At 58.8% G+C, this 18,455-nt stretch carries 12 protein-coding genes; all 12 read left to right on the plus strand.

Annotated features, from left to right (window positions below; translation table 11 throughout):
* Positions 1–47 precede the first annotated feature (47 nt).
* The 12 genes from DWZ15_RS05580 to DWZ15_RS05640 all read left to right on the plus strand — a co-directional run bounded on the left by DWZ15_RS05580 (position 48) and on the right by DWZ15_RS05640 (position 18,453).
* Positions 48–1,328 (plus strand): MFS transporter, encoded by a 1,281-nt coding sequence (locus DWZ15_RS05580; RefSeq protein ID WP_158572502.1) that lies wholly within the window; start codon positions 48–50, stop codon positions 1,326–1,328.
* A gap of 211 nt (positions 1,329–1,539) precedes the next feature.
* The gene (locus tag DWZ15_RS05585; protein WP_118449869.1) at positions 1,540–2,361 is read left to right on the plus strand and encodes an HAD family hydrolase; all 822 of its coding nucleotides are present in this window, start codon (positions 1,540–1,542) and stop codon (positions 2,359–2,361) included.
* 502 nt (positions 2,362–2,863) lie between these two features.
* Positions 2,864–6,337: a Spy0128 family protein gene (locus DWZ15_RS05590; RefSeq protein ID WP_118449871.1), complete on the plus strand. Its 3,474-nt coding sequence runs from the start codon at positions 2,864–2,866 to the stop codon at positions 6,335–6,337.
* Entirely contained in the window at positions 6,330–8,000 is a 1,671-nt protein-coding gene (locus tag DWZ15_RS05595; RefSeq protein ID WP_158572503.1) for a SpaA isopeptide-forming pilin-related protein, read from the plus strand. Before DWZ15_RS05590 ends, DWZ15_RS05595 begins: the two co-directional genes overlap by 8 nt.
* Before the next feature lie 114 nt (positions 8,001–8,114).
* Positions 8,115–9,875, plus strand: a complete 1,761-nt coding sequence (locus DWZ15_RS05600; RefSeq protein WP_158572504.1) for an isopeptide-forming domain-containing fimbrial protein — start codon at positions 8,115–8,117, stop codon at positions 9,873–9,875.
* A gap of 613 nt (positions 9,876–10,488) precedes the next feature.
* On the plus strand, positions 10,489–10,638 hold the full coding sequence (locus tag DWZ15_RS10545; RefSeq protein ID WP_199580038.1) for a hypothetical protein: 150 nt from the start codon (positions 10,489–10,491) through the stop codon (positions 10,636–10,638).
* A 234-nt stretch (positions 10,639–10,872) separates the two neighbouring features.
* Complete coding sequence (locus DWZ15_RS05610) at positions 10,873–11,835, plus strand: MarR family transcriptional regulator (protein ID WP_147352315.1); 963 nt, start codon at positions 10,873–10,875, stop codon at positions 11,833–11,835.
* Between the two features lie 143 nt (positions 11,836–11,978).
* The gene (locus tag DWZ15_RS05615; protein ID WP_158572505.1) at positions 11,979–12,896 is read left to right on the plus strand and encodes a class C sortase; all 918 of its coding nucleotides are present in this window, start codon (positions 11,979–11,981) and stop codon (positions 12,894–12,896) included.
* Between the two features lie 347 nt (positions 12,897–13,243).
* On the plus strand, positions 13,244–13,555 hold the full coding sequence (gene gatC, locus DWZ15_RS05625; RefSeq protein ID WP_055250987.1) for an Asp-tRNA(Asn)/Glu-tRNA(Gln) amidotransferase subunit GatC: 312 nt from the start codon (positions 13,244–13,246) through the stop codon (positions 13,553–13,555).
* Positions 13,555–15,069 (plus strand): Asp-tRNA(Asn)/Glu-tRNA(Gln) amidotransferase subunit GatA, encoded by a 1,515-nt coding sequence (gene gatA / locus DWZ15_RS05630; protein WP_118449885.1) that lies wholly within the window; start codon positions 13,555–13,557, stop codon positions 15,067–15,069. The genes gatC and gatA overlap by 1 nt, the downstream gene beginning before the upstream one ends.
* Positions 15,069–16,745: an Asp-tRNA(Asn)/Glu-tRNA(Gln) amidotransferase subunit GatB gene (gene gatB / locus DWZ15_RS05635; protein ID WP_118449887.1), complete on the plus strand. Its 1,677-nt coding sequence runs from the start codon at positions 15,069–15,071 to the stop codon at positions 16,743–16,745. Before gatA ends, gatB begins: the two co-directional genes overlap by 1 nt.
* Positions 16,746–17,088: 343 nt before the next feature.
* Positions 17,089–18,453, plus strand: coding sequence for an ATP-binding protein (locus DWZ15_RS05640; RefSeq protein ID WP_118449889.1), 1,365 nt, complete (start codon positions 17,089–17,091; stop codon positions 18,451–18,453).
* The last annotated feature ends 2 nt before the right edge of the window (positions 18,454–18,455 follow it).

Consider the following 18,455-nt stretch of genomic DNA (forward strand, 5'->3'; position numbering starts at 1 on the left):
GGTGGCGAATGCCCGCCGTCCGCATTCGTATGAAACAAGGAGTCTCCATGCTCGTCTCTCTTTTCTCAAAGCCTCAATCATCGCTGTCTGTGCAGGCCAAGCGCCTGGTGGCGATGCGCTTTCTCATCTACACCGGGTTTCAGACCAGTTATTTTATCGGCGTCATCGGAACGCTCACCTATGCGGACGGCGCTTCGGTCGTCGCGACATCGCTGGCCGTCCTGTTTATGAATGTATTTGTGATCCTGGGATCCTTTGCGGGTGGAGCGGCGCTCGATGCCTGGGGCCCGCGACGCCATTTCTTGCTGAGCATCATCGGCGCTCTCGCAACTGGTGCGGCAATCAACGCCTTTGGTAGCGCGACCGGCATCGTCCTGCTCGGCGCGGTGCTCTTAGGCTTTACGATGGGATTTGCCCAACCCATCGCCACATCTTATCCGGCCTACCTCACCGACGACCCCGCCGAACTCAAAGACATCAATTCCGCCATCGCCATGTTCTCAAATGTGAGCATTATCGTCGGACCCACGCTGGGCGGCTTTGTCGCGGCGGCTGCGTCGTCGCGCGCGGTGTTCGTGCTCATGATGCTCTTTACCGTGCTGGCGCTCGTCGCCGGTTGGGGCTTTAGGCCGCAGACCAGCCATGTCGCCGGGCATGCGGATGCCGATTCGGCAGAGGAAGGGGAGCGTGCGGGACAAAGCTCCAACCCCAGCACGTCCGCCCGCGCCACCTTCGCAGCCAGCATCAAGACGGTCTTTACCAATAGCGTCCTCACCCTGCTGTTTTGCATCATTTTTCTTTCGAACTTTGGCTACGGAGCCTTCGATCCGCTCGAGTCGTTTTTCTATCGCGATGTTCTGCACGTTGGCGTTGAGTGGATGGGCTGGCTCTCGTCTGCCTGCGGTGTCGGCGCGGTGCTGGGTGCCGTGCTCGCGCTCCGCTTGCCGCCGCACTTGGTAAACCTAAAAACGCTGCTCGTGGCGCTCATGTCCGTGGGCTTGGGAAGCCTGCTCTATGTGGGGACGCCGTACGTGGGTGTAGCCCTCGTCGGCCAGATTGTCCTGGGCGTGGCGTGGGGCGTCGTCAACCCGCTCCACAACACCATCGTGCAAACGACGGCTCCGCTCGAGCAGCTTGGTCGCGTCAATTCGGTCATGGGCTTTGGCAATATGTTCGCCGGCGTGGCCCCTCTGGCGGTTGCACCGTGGCTGGCGGCAACATTTGGCGTGCAGCAGACGCTCGTGGGGGCAGGCATGGTCGTGACGGCGATCCCTGCGGCGTTGCTGCTGTTTGGACGTAATCACTTGAATCGTGCCGCAAGGCGGTAAGAAACCATCACAACATTCGATGAAAATCGCGATTTTGCCGAAAAACGTCGAATGTTGTGATGGTTTGCCCGTAGACGCCGCAACCACCACAAAGGGGGCCAGGCACCTTTGTGGTGGTTGCGGCGTCTACGGGCCGCGCCTGTGCCTTGGTATACCATGTACGCCGTTTGCGAATACACCCCACACCGCCGCACAACCCAGAAAGGCTCCCATGGACACCACCTTCAGCCACATCAAAGCCGTGTTCTGCGATATCGACGGTACGCTGCTCACGAGCCAGCACACGGTGTCCCCGCGCACCGTGGCGGCGATCCGCGCCCTGCGCGAGCGTGGCGTGCTCTTTGGCCTGTGCACCGGGCGCGACGCCCATGCGACCGAGGCCATGTACGAGCTCTGGGGCATCGAAGGCCTGGTGGACGTGCTCGTGGGCTGCGGTGGCGCCGAGGTCATCGACCGCGCGCACGACATCAACGAGCTGAGCTATCCGCTGCCGGGCGAGACCATCGCGCGCATCTGCAAGCACATGGCGGACCTTCCGGCAACACCCGTCTGCCCCCGAGACGGCGTGTTCTACGTGCCCGAGAGCAACGCGTGCGTCGAGCACCTGTCACGCGTCGACGGCGTGCCCTACCAGGTGGTCGATTTTGCCGAGTTCTTGCGCGAGCCGCAGCCCAAGGTGATGTTTACCATGGCGCCCGAGGTAATGCCGCGGGTGATTGAGCGGGCGTCGACGTTTGCCGATAACACTGTTAAGGCGGCGGCTCTGCAAACCACGCAGCGGCTCTACGAGTTCATGGATCCGCGCGTGTCCAAGACGCGCGGCCTTGTACGCGTGGCAGAGCTCAACGACATGGAGCTTACGAACATTTGCGTGTTTGGCGATGCCGATAACGACACCTGCATGGTGGCTGACGCCGGCGTGGGCGTGGCCATGGCAAACGGCAGCGACGCCACCCGCGCCGCCGCCGATTTTGTAACCGCCAGCAACGACGAAGACGGCATCGCGATCTTTATCGAGGAGCATCTGCTGTAGCGCCGGGGGAGAGCCACCGCAAAGGGGGCAGGCGCCTTTGCGGTGGCCTCAGGCGATTTGGTCGAATTGATACCTAAAATCTGTGTGAAAATTCAAATATGGTTGTCTGAACATCATGCTTCTAACTACCGATGGGTTAAAGATATTCTCATCAATTTGGTAGGATATTCATCCCGGTTAATGACCTACCGCTCACGGTCGATTTTCGACCGTTCACAGGATGTTCGCTCTTGAGCAAAATGTTGTGCAAATAAATCTAATGCCATTAAATAATAATACGCAACTAAATTACCAGCAGAAACAAAAAATAGATAGCGAATAAACGAAGGTAAATCCGAGCAATTGTCAAGAGAATTGAGAACTTGCACAAAAATGTCGGTTTTGCTGCTCAGATGTTTAAACAATCGTTATAATTGCATCATTAGCGAGCGCAATTGCAGATTGCGCAGATACGTTTGATGGTGAAAGAGCAAGATCGCGGTCTCTTGGGGAGGAGACATCGATGAAAGCGAATTCGGACAAATCTAAGCAGAGTAATAAAGCGACGCGCCGTGTACTGGCAGGCGTTTTGTGCGGAGCCTCCGTGTTGAGCCTGGTACTGTCGCTCGTCATGCCTCCGATCTCGCAGGCCATTGCCAACGACGCCCAGACAGTTTCTGCCGAGGAAACTGTGATGGGGGGGGGTTCCTCAAGTGAGTCTACTGATGTAGAAAACACCAAAAACGGGGATACCGAAAACCAGAATAGTGACGATGCCGGGAATGACGCGAGCGAGGACAACGTCGCAGCAGACTCGACTGCTGATGATGCAGAGGTCGAAAGCACCGCGCAGCCTGCGGATGATGATGCTAACGGTGAAGGCACAATCGCACTTGCTGCGGAGAATGAATCGGCTCATGAAATCAGCAATGGGAATGAACTTAGCTCGAAGCTTTCTGATAAGAACCTTCGCGATGGAAATGGCTCCGCTACCTTTAAGCTTGTTAACGATATTGAATACAGCGGTGAGATTAGACTTGAACAAACTGACGATAACCCTATCAATATCACCCTTGACCTAAACGGCCATAAGATTAAGTGCTTGAACACCGACAAGCCGTTATTTGATATTGCTAACGGCGCAACACTTACAATTAAGGATTCCGCACAGGCGAATGAGACGGTCAGCGAGGGCCAGCAGCTAACTGATCAGGGGCAGAGCCTGAATCCCGCCAATTATGGCAAGATAGCTGAGTTAATTCACGATAACGATGGCATTCCGTCTAATCTTACCTACTACGTGACCAAATCGACTCCGAGTGGTACAGGGACAATCGAGACGCTTGTCAGACATGAGTTCGATATTAAGGGCGCCATCGTGGCGTGCGACGGCAACGCAAATCTAAGGCTCATCAATCTGTATAACAACAACGGCAAGGGCTCGTTTAACCTTGTGAGCGGCGTGATCACGCAAAAGAAAGGCGGCAGGGTTAGCAGCTTGGTCTATGCCGAGAACGGCTCTACCGTCAACATGAGCGGCGGCTACGTGTGTGGCGCTTCTAGCTCGGGCGCGGGCGCGGGCATTAAGGTATCCAACGCGAAAGGCGTTGCTTCGACCCTTAATTTGACCGGTGGTGTAATTGCCGGCAACAGTGCTCCTAATGGCGGCGGTGTGTATGCTGAAGGTTCCACGGTCACCATGACTAATGGCGTAATCTCCGGCAACAGCACACTTCCTTCTGGTGCTGGTTTCGGCGGCGGCATCATGGCCGAAAACGGCAGCGTCACTGTTTCCGGTGGCTACATCACTAACAATAAATATGCCAATTTCTGTGGCCAAGATGGTTATGGCGATCATGGCGGCGCTGGACTTGCCGCTAGAAACGGTACTCATGTCACCATTTCGGGCGGCCAGATCACGGGCAACTATTCTGAGGAAGCAGGCGGCGGCGTTTACATTACCGATGTCGATCGACACGGGGCGAGTTCTCGCGAGACAATGGCATGGCTCAACATTACGGGGGGAACTATTGCCGCAAATGTGAGCAACCGTTCCGAGGGTGCTGGCATTCGCGTGGGCCAGATGGTTGACGCGATGATAGAAGGTGCGTCAAAATCTACTCCAGTCTATATCACTAATAACTCCTGCAGGTCTCGCTTTGACTGGGGCGGAGGCGGTATCTTTGTCCAGGGCGATTCGGATACCGCATCTAATGCGGGCAGGCTATTTGTCTATAACTCCTATATAAGCAGCAATGAGGCCGGTGGCTACGGTGGCGGCGTTGCGGTTTGCCCGACGGGCAAGACCTTGGTGACGAACACCTACGGCACAGCGATCTTTGGCAATACGTCTGCCAAAGATCAGCATGACGCAAAAGATGATTATAATTCTGAGAATAATAGCGGCAACGAAGGCACCCCTCACCTATCCGCTGGTGGCTACAAAGGCCTTGTCCACAAAAAGAATCAGGATACTGACGCCTACAATAGTTCTGACTTTCGCGAAAACGGTCACGCCGATTTCTTCCTTGCAGCGGAGGGTCACCGCGAGCCAATCGCGGCAGTGATTGGCAAAATGCTCGGCGGCGGTGACGCCGAATACTCGGGAAGTAAAGAGCTTACGCAAGCCATTACTATCCCTGCTAACGGTGGCGTGCAGGTATATAACAGCATCGGTCTGAGCTCGGGTGTTCAAGCTGGAGACGCCGCGGCAACTGCCGCGCAGACAGCCGCGACAACCTTCATCACGGGCAATTATTCCTGGAACCATGGCGGCGGCATCATGTCGAACGGCGACCTGTACTTGGGCGTGCCTGCGGATACGTATGTCTATCCGAGCCTTAGGCTGAAGGCAACCAAGGCGCTGAAAATGAAAAATAAGCAGACCGAGGAAAGCATAGCGCTCGCCAAAGACCAGTTCTCCTTCTCGGTCTACCGTAAGGATTCGGATGGCGCGACGGAGCCCTTTTGGAATGACAAGACATTCAACAGTGGCGGCTGCACCTTGGTCGGAACCGCCAAGAATGATGCGGACGGTAACATCACCTTTGACCTTGGCGAACAGTTCATTGATAAGACTGTTGAGGCTAACAAGATTACATACTACTTGGTCGAAAATGCTGGCAATGATCTCGACATCACGTACGACCCAGCCGTGTACAAGATTGTGGTGACGGTTCAGGACAACCAAACGCTACTCATGAAGGTGCCGAGCAGGGAAAATCCAAACTCGGACGTTCCTCTTTACGTTCACAACTACACGATCACAAGCGTGAGTCCGGGAGATTCAACTAACTCGCTGGAAAAGGACGACCAAGGCTATTATTCGATTAACGGCCCCGGCGGGGAAAAGACCTTCACCAACAAGTACACTCCGTACACCTCTACCGGCACCTGGACTCCTAAGGTGACCAAGGTCGTAAAGGGCGGCGAGATGAAGGAGTTTACGCTCGAGTTTGCGGATAACGCGGACTTCAAAAATGCCAAGACGGTTGTGACCAACCCCAAGGGCGAGATTATCACCACTGCCGACGGCGGCAAGTCCCAGACCCTGAGCTTCGACAAGATCGAGTACAAACTCGATCAACTCAACAAACTTCCGACTGACTCCACTGGCCGCGGTGCAAGCAAGACCTTTACTTATTACGTTCGCGAGCAGCAGCCAGCCACGCCGTTTACGAACTATACGTACGACAAGTCGATTTATAAGATTACGGTCAACGCGACTGACGACTCTGGCCACCATATCAACGTCAATGCGACCTACAAGCAGATTCAGGATCGCGACGGCAAGCCAGTGACCAACGGCTCGCCCCGCGACCTCACCGACACCTCCATCCCCACCTTTACCAACACCTACTCCGCCTCTTTGCCCCTTTCTGGTATGTCGGGCGTCACTCTGACGTACCTTGCCGGCGCGGCGGTGCTTTGCGCTGCTGCAGCCTGGATGCACATTCGTCGCAAGGCGAATGCGAAGGGAGGCGAGCGTCGTGAATAAGAAAGTTTGCTCCTTCCCGATCTTGTTTGTGCTGCTTGCCCTCTTGATCGGCACCTGCGCGGCTGTGTTCCCCGCATCCGCGCAGGCTGCGCCGACCTCGAACGGTTCCATCACGGTGAGCGGCACCGTGGCGCGCAGCTACGACGCCTACCAGATCTTTAGCGCCAACGTCGTCGACGGCGACAACGACGCCAAGATTGCTACCGACCTTGTCTGGGCAAGCGACGCCGCGCGCGACGCCGTCCTGCCTGTGCTGCACAGCGCCGGTATGCCCAATTCCCAGATCACCGCGCAGGAAGCTGCCGAGTGGCTCAACACCGATTCCCACCTTACGAGCGCGCTGAGCGCACAGCTCGCTCGTTCCCTCCAGAGCTCTGGCGCCGAGCCCGTGGCCCTTAACGCGGGCACGGCGGCAGAGCTGCACTGCGGCTACTGGCTCATCGTCGCCGACGACGGCGCCATCGCCCAGGGCGAGGCCGGCACCGCGCCGATCATGGCCCTGGTCGGCGGCAGCGCCGTCACCGTCAAGCCCAAGGCGGCGACCCCCAAGGTCCAAAAGCATGTGCTGGAGGACAGCACTGCTGCCTGGCAGAAGGCCGCCGACGCCACGGTCGCCGACGACCTGTACTGGCGCCTCTCGGCCACGGTCCCGGCGGGTCTTACCGCCTACGACGCCTATACGGTGCAGTTCGTCGACACCATGAGCGCGGGGCTCGACCCCTCCAAGGTGGCCGCGAGCATGCGCGTGTACGTGGCGGCGGGTGCGGACGGCGGCTTCGACGCCGTCTCGACCGGCAAGGACGGGCGCGCCGGCACCGAGCCCGCGAAGGGCTGGACCGATATCACGGCCCAGTGCGCCACCAAGGTAGCGGCCGACGGCAAGACCTTCACCGTGCGTACCGGCGACCTGATCGCCGCGCTCGGCGGGGCCGACGCCTTCACCGCGGGCGCCCGCGTGGTCGCCGTGTACAACGCGCCGCTCAACAGCGCGTGCAACCACGGCATCGCGAAGGGCAACCCCAACGAGGTCTACCTGCGCTACCCGCGCTCTCCCTTTGCCGACCAGTCCGGCGATGCCGGCTTTACCAGCACGCCAAGCGACGATGCGTGCGCCTACACCTGGGATCTCGCGCTCACCAAGCGCGGCAGCGACGGCGACAAGCCGCTTGCCGGGGCGGTCCTGAGCATCGCCGACGACCGCGGTCGCACGCTGGCGGCCGACGGCACGTGGGATGCAGAGGGCAAGGCCACCGTCACCACGGGCGAGGACGGCCGCGTGACCGTCTCGGGCGTGGACTCGGGCAAGCTGGAGGTCCGCGAGCTCAAGGCGCCCAAGGGCTACACCGCCTTTGAGGGCGCGCGCTCCGTGACGGTCAAGGCCGAGGGCCTGGACGTCGACCAGGTGGCCGCCGCCAAGCCCAAACTCACCGTCACGGCCGAGTCGCCCCTGCGCGCCGACAGCGCGGACGGGTCGACGGGCAGCCTGGAGGCGTCGCTCATCAACACGCCCACCGGCACACCCCCTAGCATTACCACCGGAGGCTTTATGCCCTCGACTGGCGATATGGCAATGTACGCCGCGGCCGCCGCAGCGGTCGCCGGAGCCGCGCTCATCGTGGTCGCGCTCCTGGTCAAGCGGGGAGGTGGCAGCCATAAAGAATAGCTGTCAGCCCCACAGAGAGCGGGGCGAGACGTAGCGAAGTAGATGCTAAGACACAGACAGATGATGACCGATCGAATGAGTTACGAAGTAGAAAGCAGAGGAAAGAAGATGCACATGAACAAGAACATCGCACGCCTGGCAGTGACAGCAGGCCTCACCGCAGCCCTGAGCTTCGGCGGCGTGATGGCTCCGGTGACCATGGCGTTTGCTGAGGGCGACCAGGGTAGCATCACGATCAATAGGGTCAACGACGCCAACAAGGACAATACGTTCAAGGCTTATCAGATCTTCAAGGCAAAAGTCGTTGACGAGAAGGACAAAGGCAAGGTTGCTTCCGATATCGAATGGGCAAATGATGATATCGATTCCAAGGTGATTACCGCCATTAAGGGGTCTACTCAGTACCAGAAACTCATGGATAAAGGCCTCGCCGAGGCGCTCGCAGATGATGCCGCTGCTCCGGTTGTGGCTGAGTGGCTTTCTGTAAATGTGACGGATACTAACGCTAGCTCGGCAAGCAGCAGCGAGGGTACGCGCGTTGCTCCCGGCGATGTGCTGTATGCAATTGCAGCTGCGGTAACAGACGAGACCCCTGCAGGAAATGCAATTCCGGTGGACACTTCGTGGACGCGCCCGAGCATCACTTCTGATGGCCGTTACGGTGATGGCTATTATCTGTTCGTGCCGGATAGCCTTAAGGCGGACAAGCCGAATACTGGCACTTCCCCGATCTTTGCCATCGTTGGCGGTGATCCCGTGGTCGTTACCGAGAAGACCGGCATCCCAACGGTCAACAAGGAAATTCTCAACGACAGCAAGAACAAGACCGCCGAGGAAGCTGCCGATACTGAATGGGGTAATGTTGGCGATTCCCAGATTGGCCAGGAGGTCGACTACAAGCTGACCGGTACCGTTGCGGACAACATTGCTTCCTATGCCAAGTACACGTACGAGTTCCAGGATACACTGAGCAAGGGCCTCGTTGTTACTAAGGGTACGGATGGCACCAACCCCAAGGACCTCCATGTCTACATCGTCAATGGCAACAGCAAGACTAAGGTTAAGGAGGGCTTCAAGGCTACTGTGTCGTCGGCAGCCGACGCGAAGAATTGCGAGCTCCTTAAGGTCTCCTTCGAAGATCTTAAAGCTGTCAAGGATGACTACGGTTCCCCAATCACCGTCGACAAGTACTCTAAGGTTGTCGTGACCTACAAAGCCCAGCTCACCAGCAATGCTAGCTACGAGGTCGCTGGCAACCCCAACACCGTCAAGCTTGTCTACTCCAACAACCCCATGGCAGATGGTACCGGCACCTCCATCGAGAAGACCGTAACTGATCACGTTTTCCGCCTCGATGTCACCAAGGTCGACCAGGATAAGCTGACGAAGAAGCTGAAAGCAGGCTTCAAGGTCCAGGTTGTTGCGAACGAGGACAGCGCTTCGGTCGGTAAGTGGCTTTCTGCGGACGGCAGCCTTGTTGATGAGGCACATGCGTATGAGTTCATAACTGACGATACTACGGGCGAGGTTAAGATTCCGGGCCTCGATGCTGGTAAGTACCTGATCACTGAGACTACTACTCCGGCAGGCTATAACACCATTCGTCCGTTTAACATTACTGTTACCCCCGAATACAATGACGACGGATCCCTTAACAAGCTGAACGTTGACGATGATTCCGACATGGTTGATTCGACAACCACCTCCAACGCTATCATTCCTCTTACCGTTAAGAATAAGAAGGGCTCCGGCCTTCCCCTCACCGGCCTTAACGGTGCGACCTTCACTTGGATCGCTGGTGGCGCGGTGCTGTGCATCGGCGTGGCACACCTCATCCGCAGCCGTAAGCAGGCTGAGGAGTCCGAGCAGGAGTAACGCTCGCTCACCTATCCCTCTGGCAGGCGAGATATGATGGCCATGAGACTTGCGGACACTTTTCTCGTCTATCTACGTTCTTGCTTTGCCATTCTCTTTTCGGGGCAGACTCCGCACTGGAGTCTGCCCCGTTCTTTTTGGACAACGCAGCCAGCCTCCATCGTCCGATGCGGGCTCGTTCGTCATCGCGTTTCTTGACTCGTATGAGGTTCGGTTTAAGGTCCGTAGGCGCACGCGCGGTGCGGACGGTAGAAGGCATTTGCGCCGCAACAAGCGCAAATAAGAATGCCCGGGGGTCGGATCCCGGGCATTTAACAAAACCAGAAAACTAGGCCGCCCGCGCTCTCGTACACTTACGCGGGGTGCGTCGTTTCCTGTGGCTATTGTATTCTGAATCGCCCCACCGATTCGGGACATTTTGAAAACGCAAACACGTCGGGCAAACCCGGACAATGCGGCCAGGCTCCGCCGGGCGAGGAGCCGTGTGTGTAACTATCGAACAAATGTTTGCCAGAATCGCGTTTACCGGGCGTTGGTACATACACTCGCAGTAAAATATCCTTGCGACGTATCCCGTGCGCGGGCGGCCGACGACTCGATCGGAGGTCCCCAAATGCTGAAATTCCTTAACGTCCTCGCCGCCCTCGCGGCGGTGGGCACGTTCGTCATCGCGTTTCTTGACTCGTATGAGGTTCGGTTTAAGGTCCGTAGGCGCACGCGCGGTGCGGACGGTAGAAGGCATTTGCGCCGCAAGCGCAAATAAGAATGCCCGGGGTTAGAGGCCCGGGCATTTAACAACACCGGAAACTGGTCGCCCGCGCTTTCGATCACTTACGCGGGGTGCGTCGTTTCCTACAGACATTATATCCCGAATCGCCCCGCCGATTCGGGACATTTTGAAAACCCAAATGTAGGCTTAGGCACGAACGGTATCTCCTTAATTCCGAAAATTATGTATAATTCCAATACAAACTGGAATCGAACTAAAACAATGGAAATGAACGAAGCACTAATCTACTTACAAGAAGCACTAGGCCTTTCCGCCAAGACCAAAACTTGGCCTGGATCCGCATGCTTGCCGCTGCATCTGCGGGCGATTGAGGTCCGCGCTGTTGACGCAAACGGTTTTTCGTTTTTGCTTGCAAGTTTGCCTACTGGCGTCGGGCTTCCCGAGGCTAAGAGAGTCTATAGTCAGCTAGCCTTGCGCGCGGAGACTCCCGTTGTCGTTTCGTTTCCTGATGCCGATGCACGTCAGCGCAAAGCATTGGTCGCACAAGGGATTCCGTTTGTTTGCCCCGGCAGACAGGCTTTTCTTCCATTTATGGGCACAGCCTGCACGGAGAGGGGCAGTGTCCGGTTTCGCAATCACGCGACCAAGATGTCGCCCAACGCGCAGGCTGCCGCAATCTGGGGAGCAGCCCAGGAGCCATATCGTCCCTATGACCTTTGTCGTGCGCTTGGGATCTCGGCAAGCCGCGCGAGTGAGGCCATAACCGAGCTTGTTGACAGGGGGCTCGCGAGGCGCGAGCGTTGCGAGCGACGTGTCGTCGTGTTTCCTGTTGCCGTTGATCTTCTGCTCAGTGAGCACATGGCAGAGCTCTCCTCGCCTGTCTTGAAGGTCTTATTTGCAAGGAAGACGCCGCAGATCGACTATCTTGTTGACGCCGGGGAGACGGCGCTCGCTGCGCGTTCGATGCTCGCTGCGCCGGGTATGGAACAAAAGGCCGTCTTAAGAAGTGCATGGCGTCAACTGAGTGACCTCGAAGTCGCAGACGGGGAGTTGCCGGATAACGAAACGGCGATGATCCAAGTGTGGCGCTATGCGCCCGTGTTTGCCGGCTCCTCCCGTGTCGACGACATTTCGCTTGCGCTATCTTTGGCGGCAATCGACGATGAGCGAATTCAGCTCGAAGTCGATCGCATGTTTGGAAAGGAATATCCATGGCAAGAAGCGCTGTAGAAGGTCTCCAAGAATTCGAATCGTCGGCGGTGCTTCGGTCCTAGCTGCGTTGTCCGGCGCATGGGCTCGCTAATCGGCTATTATTTGTTTAGACAACCTGAGCTGTAGAGGAGTGACCGGCGATGGTGCAGGGCGCCAAACATATGAAGAGCAATAACGCCGAGGACAACGGCGGCTCAAGCCCTCAGCCCAAACCTCAACCAAAGCCCAAGCGCCGTCGCAAGCGGCTGCCGCGCTGGGCCGACCGGCTCATCACCATCGTCATCATCCTTATTGGCGTGGGCCTTATGACCTGGCCGTGGATCTTGGACCGGCTCGAGGCCTCGGGCGTGTTCAACCAGATCAGCACCGTGTCGAGCACCGTGGACGCGCTGTCTGCCGAGGAGCGCGAGCGCATTCTGCTCCAGGCGCGCTCCTTTAACGAGCAGCTGGCGGGCGAGGCCACCGAGCTCCCCGCCGACCAGATCGAGCCCTACGCCCAGCAGCTTATCTTTGACCGCGATCCCATGATGAGCTGGGTCGAAATCCCTTCCATCGACGTGAGCATGCCAATCTACCACGGCACGAGCGAAGAAGTCCTTATGGCGGGCGTCGGCCACCTGGAGGGCACGAGCCTGCCGGTGGGCGGCACCTCGACGCATTGCGTGCTCACCGCGCACTCGGGCATGCGCAACCTGAGCATGTTCGACGACATCCACTCGCTGGAGCCCGGCGACCTGGTGCTGCTGCACACCATGAACAAGACGCTCGCCTACAAGATGGTGGACTCCGAGGTGGTGCTGCCCGAGGAGATGGAGTCGCTGACCATCGGGCCCGGCGCCGACAAGGTGACGCTCGTCACCTGTACGCCCTACGGCGTGAACGACCATCGCCTGCTGGTGCATTGCGTGCGCACCAAGTACAACAAAAAGGACATTGACAAGCAAAAGTCGCTGGCCGGCCGCCACTGGGGCAAGCGCGAGTTTGCCGTGCTCATTGTGGTCGTAGCCATTGTGCTGTTGCTGTTGGACATCGTGATCCACGCGGTCCGCAAGCGCCGCAAGGCCAAGGCCTCGGCATAAGACATCGTTCAGAACCACCACAATGAGGACAGGCACCTTTGTGGTGGTCGGGGCTTCCAAACCATCACATCATTCGATGAAAATCTCGATTTTGGCGAAAAGTGTCGAATGTTGTGATGGTTATCGTTGCGGGCGAGACGGTTTTCGCTATGGACGGTGCGGTTCTCGTTGTGGGCGAGACGGTTTTTGCTATGGACGGTGCGGTTTTGCTGCAGAATCGCCGGACCGTCGCCTGCCAACCCGCCGCCCTCGTTACGTTTTCGCTGCATTTGGGTAAAGCGCCTGCTCCAAGCCGGCGTTGCCTTGTATACTAGAGCGGTTTAACTGTTATGCGGAAGGGAGCGCCTATGGCACTCAGCGAGAAAGACGTGCGCGGCATCGCCGAGTACGCAAAGATCGCACTGACCGATGACGAGCTCACCCAGATGACGTCCTACATGAACGACGCCGTCCAGATGCTCGAGCCCGTCCTGCAATATGACTTGCCCGACGTGGAGCCCACGTTCCATCCTATCGGAAGCCTGTCCAACGTGATGGGCGACGACCTGCGCGAGCCCGAGCGCGACCTGCCGCTCGACGTTGCGCTCGAAAACGCCGGCAGCGCGCGCGACCGCTACTTCCGCGTGCCGTCCATTTTGGGAGAGGGGGAGAGCGAGTAATGGCGCAGAGCTTCGATTCCCTTACCGCCGCCCAGATCGCCGCGGGCGTTGCCGCCGGCGACTTTACCGCTACCGAGGTGGCCCAGGCCTCCCTTGCCGCCATCGAGGCGCGCGAGGGCGGGATCCAGGCATTCCTGCAGGTGGCGCCCGAGCTTGCGCTCGAGGCCGCCGCGCGCGTGGATGCCGACCGTGCCGCAGGCAAGCCGCTGCCCCCGCTCGCGGGCGTGCCGCTGGCCATTAAGGACAACATGAACCTCGTGGGCACGCGCACCACCTGCGCTTCCCGTATGCTCGAGGACTACCAGAGCGTCTACACCGCCACCTGCGTCCAGCGCATGCTCGACGCCGGCTGCCTGCCCATGGGCAAGGCCAACATGGACGAGTTTGCCTTTGGCAGCTCCACCGAGAGCTCGGCGTTCCATCGCACTAACAACCCCTGGGATACCGAGCGCGTGCCTGGCGGCTCCTCGGGCGGCTCCGCTGCAGCCGTCGCCGCGGGCGAAGTCGCGCTCTCGCTGGGCTCGGACACCGGCGGCTCCATTCGCCAGCCGGCGTCGCTGTGCGGCGTGGTGGGCTTTAAGCCCACGTATGGCGCCGTGAGCCGTTACGGCGTGGTCGCCTTTGGCTCGTCGCTCGACCAGGTGGGCCCCTTTGGCCGCACGGTCGAGGATGTCGCGCTGGCCATGAACGCGCTTACCGGCGCGGGCCATGATCCGTACGACTGCACCAGCCAGGATTGCGCCGTCGACTTTACCGAGCATCTCAACGACAGCATCGAGGGTAAACGCGTGGGCATCATCCCCGCGTTTATGGAGGCCGAGGGTCTGACGCCCGAGGTCAAGGCCGCCGTTCAGCGCGCCGCCCAGGAGCTGCAGAACCAGGGCGCCGAGCTGGTCGAGGTCGACCTGCCGCACCTGGACGCCGCCATCGCCGCCTACTACGTCATCGGCCCGGCCGAGGCGTTCTCCAACTTGGCCCGCTTCGACGGCATTCGCTACGGCTATCAGGAGGAGGGCTGCGCCAACCTGTCCGACCAGAGCTCGCTTTCGCGCGCCCACGGCTTTGGCGCCGAGGCCAAGCGCCGTCAGATGCTCGGCGCCTACCTGCTGAGCTCGGGCGTGTACGACAAGTACTACTACGCCGCGCAAAAGGCCCGCACGCTCATCACGCAGGACTACGACGCCGCGTATGCCAAGGTGGACACCATCCTCATGCCCGCCTCGCCGCGCACGGCCTTTAAGTTTGGCGAGATCAGCGACCCCACGCAGATGTACCTCTCCGACCTGTACACCATCTCGCTCAACATCTGCGGCAACGGTGGCATCTCGGTGCCGCTGGGCCTGGGCGAGGATAGCCGCCTACCCGTTTCTGCCCAGCTAGTGGGGCCGGCCTTTAAGGACCGTCAGCTGCTCACGTTTGCCCGCGCCCTGGAGCGCGGCTTTGCCGATACCGCCACGGGTGCGCCTGTGCTTTCCGTCGCGCCCGATTTTGCCGGGAAGGGAGGCGAGCTGTAATGAAGGAGCTTTCCGAGGTTCTGCAGGATTGGGAGGCCGTGATCGGCCTGGAGATCCATACCGAGCTCACCGCACTCGATACCAAGATGTTCTGCAACTGCAAGCTCAGCCACGATGACGAGCCCAACGCCAACGTGTGTCCGGTGTGCCTGGGCCTGCCCGGCGCCCTGCCGGTGCCCAACAAACGCGCCATCGAGAGCATCGTCAAGGCCGGTCTGGCCACCAACTGCGAGATCCAGCGCCACTCGATGTTCTATCGCAAGCACTACTTCTATCCCGACATGGCCAAGAACTTCCAGACCACGCAGGGTCCGGTCGCTTTTGCCATGTACGGTCATCTGGATCTGGACGTGACCGGTCGCGGTGCCGCCGAACGCCCCGACTGCGCGTTTGGCGAGGCCGAGGCCCAGAGCCTGGCGAGCGCCTCAGCCAATGCCGAGGGTCTGTCTACGTCCATGTCCTCCACGATGCGCGAGGGCAATCAGCGTGCCGGCCATCTGGCCAGCTACGATGCCTCCAACCTGCAGATGCCCGAGCGCCGCGAGGACGGTTCCTACACCGTGCCCATCCGCATCCTGCGCATTCACATGGAGGAGGACGCCGCCAAGATGGTGCACGTGGGCGGTGCCGAGGGCCGCATTACCGCCGCGGCCGAGTCGCTCGTTGACTACAATCGCTGCGGTACGCCTTTGATTGAGCTCGTGACTGAGCCCGATCTGCGCACACCCGAGGAGGCTCGCCTGTTTATGGAGAAGCTCCGTCGCATCTTTGTGACGCTGGGCATTTCGGACTGCTCCATGGAGAAGGGCTCCATGCGCTGCGACGGCAACGTGTCGCTGCGTCGCCGTGGCGAGACCAAGTTGGGCACCAAGACCGAGCTCAAGAACCTCAACTCGTTTAAGAGCCTGCACGACGGCCTTGCCTACGAGATCTGCCGTCAGGCCGAGGTGCTCGAGGAGGGCGGCATCATCTACCAGGAGACCCGCCACTGGGAGCCTAGCCGCAAGCGCACCGTGGTCATGCGCGTCAAGGAGACGGCCGACGACTATCGCCTGTTCCCCGATCCCGACCTGGTGCCGTTCGATCTGGACGACGAGTTCATCGACCGCTGCCGTGGTGAGATCCCCGAGCTGCCCGATGCCAAGCGCGCCCGTTTTGAGGCCGACTTTGGCATTAAGGCGGCCGATGCCGAGCAGATCGCCGGCGACCCGGAGTTTGCCGACTTCTTTGAGGCCGCTGCTGCCGGTATGGTCGGCAAGGAGGCCCAGACGGTCGCAAACCTGCTGGTCAACGAGATGATCGCCTACCTTAAGGGCGCGGGCGTGTCGCTGGCCGAGTCCGGCATTGTGCCGGTTCAGGTGGCAGCGCTTGCCAAGCTGCTCGCGACCGACGCCATCAGCTCCAACCAGGCGCACGAGGTCTTTGAGGCCATGGCCCAGACCGGCGACGACCCCAATAAGATCGTCGAGGAGCGCGGTATGCGTCAGGTGAGCGATGCCGGCGCGCTGCAGCCGATTGTGGACGAGGTGCTGGCAAACTGCGCCGATCAGGCGCAGCAGTATCGTGACGGCAACCAGAAAGTCATCGGCTTTTTGGTGGGCCAGTGCATGAAGGCGAGCCGCGGTAAGGGCAACCCCAAGCTCTTCAACGAGTTGCTGAGAACGTCGCTCTCGTAAGCGGGAACCGAGGGGCCGGGCGCAGGGCCTTGCCTCTCAATTTCGGATAGTCCTGACTCACGACGGAGGCGCCACTGGCGCCTCCTGTTCGTGCGGAACTCATTGAGAGGCAAGGCCCTGCGCCCGGCCCCTCGGTTCCGTGACGACTCGGCCGTTCGGGTCAGGCGGGCTGATAGGAAAGATGGTGACGGAGGCGCAAAATGCGCCTCTGCCTTTTGAATGTGATGAAAGTGTGGCGAAATGAGCTTAAAACTTCCGTAAATGTGATAAATGTCACATTTTACCTAGGGTAAAATGTGGGAAATATCACGTTTACGGAAGTTTCTTTGCGGGAGGTTCGGTCATGCAGCGAGATATCATTGCCAAGCTTAACGCTTGGAAAGCGTCAGAATATCGTAAGCCGCTTATCCTTAAGGGGGCGCGCCAGGTTGGAAAGACGTGGGCGCTTAAGGAGTTCGGCCGAACCTCGTACCTCAATTTTGTGTATCTGACGCTCGAGGAGCCGTCACCTGGGGTACAGAGCGAGTACGCTCAGTTTTTCGAAGGTACGCGCGATCCTCGACGGATCATCTCAAATCTTTCCCTGGCACTTGGACAGCCTATCGAGCCCGGCGAAACGCTGCTTATTATTGATGAGATCCAGGATTGTCCTTCTGCAGTCGGCGCCCTTAAATACTTCTGTGACGAGGCCCCCGAGTATCACGTCGCATGCGCAGGGTCTTTGTTGGGCGTTCGCTTGTCCCGTGAGACCAGCGCTTTTCCGGTGGGAAAGGTCGAGTTCATGGAGATGCGCCCCATGAGCTTTTCCGAGTTTCTGAAAGCCGAGGGCGCTGCAAACTACGACGAATACCTTGGCGGCCTGGATCAGATCGAGACAGTGCCCGATTTCTTCCATGTCCGTCTCGTCGAGCATCTTCGTCGTTATTTTGCATGCGGCGGCATGCCAGAGGCTCTTGGCCGGTGGGTGGAGACGGGCGATATCGTTCAGGTCGATAAGGTGTTGTCTGATCTCTTGGATTCCTACGAGCGCGATTTTGCCAAGCATGGTGGCCGTGCGCAGTTCGCCAAGCTTTCACAAATATGGAACTCGATTCCAGCTCAGTTGGCGCGCGAGAACAAAAAGTTCGTTTGGGGTGCGGTGCGCGAGGGGGCTCGTGCTCGAGAATACGAGGATGCTCTGGAATGGCTTGCCGATGCTGGGCTCATCACGGCGGTTCGCCTTAATGCTGCTGGTGGTGTGCCGCTCTCTGCGTACGATGACCTCAAGGCATTTAAGGTCTACTGTCTTGATGTCGGCTTGCTGCGCCGCATGGCAAGGCTGGATGCGTCCGCTTTTGCCATCTCGGATGCGCTATTTTCGGAGTTCAAAGGTTCGTTCGCCGAGAACTATGTGCTTCAGGCATTACTTTCACAGTTAGATGCTGCTCCGCGTTATTGGACAAACGAGAAGCCGAAGCACGAAGTCGATTTTTTGATTCAAGTCGGAAACGAAATCGTTCCCGTCGAGGTCAAATCGGGAGAGGTCGTTCATTCCAAGAGCCTTAAGTACTATGCCGACAAGCATGCGGAGACGACTCCATTGAGGGTCCGCTACTCACTTAAGAACCTAAAGCTCGACGACGGGGTGCTCAACATTCCGTTGTATTTGGCTGATCGATCTGTCCCTCTTATCAAAAAGGCGTTTGATTGTGCATATCTTGACGTTTAGAT

Source organism: Collinsella sp. AF29-7AC, assembly GCF_003475665.1.
Classification (GTDB): Bacteria; Actinomycetota; Coriobacteriia; order Coriobacteriales; family Coriobacteriaceae; genus Collinsella.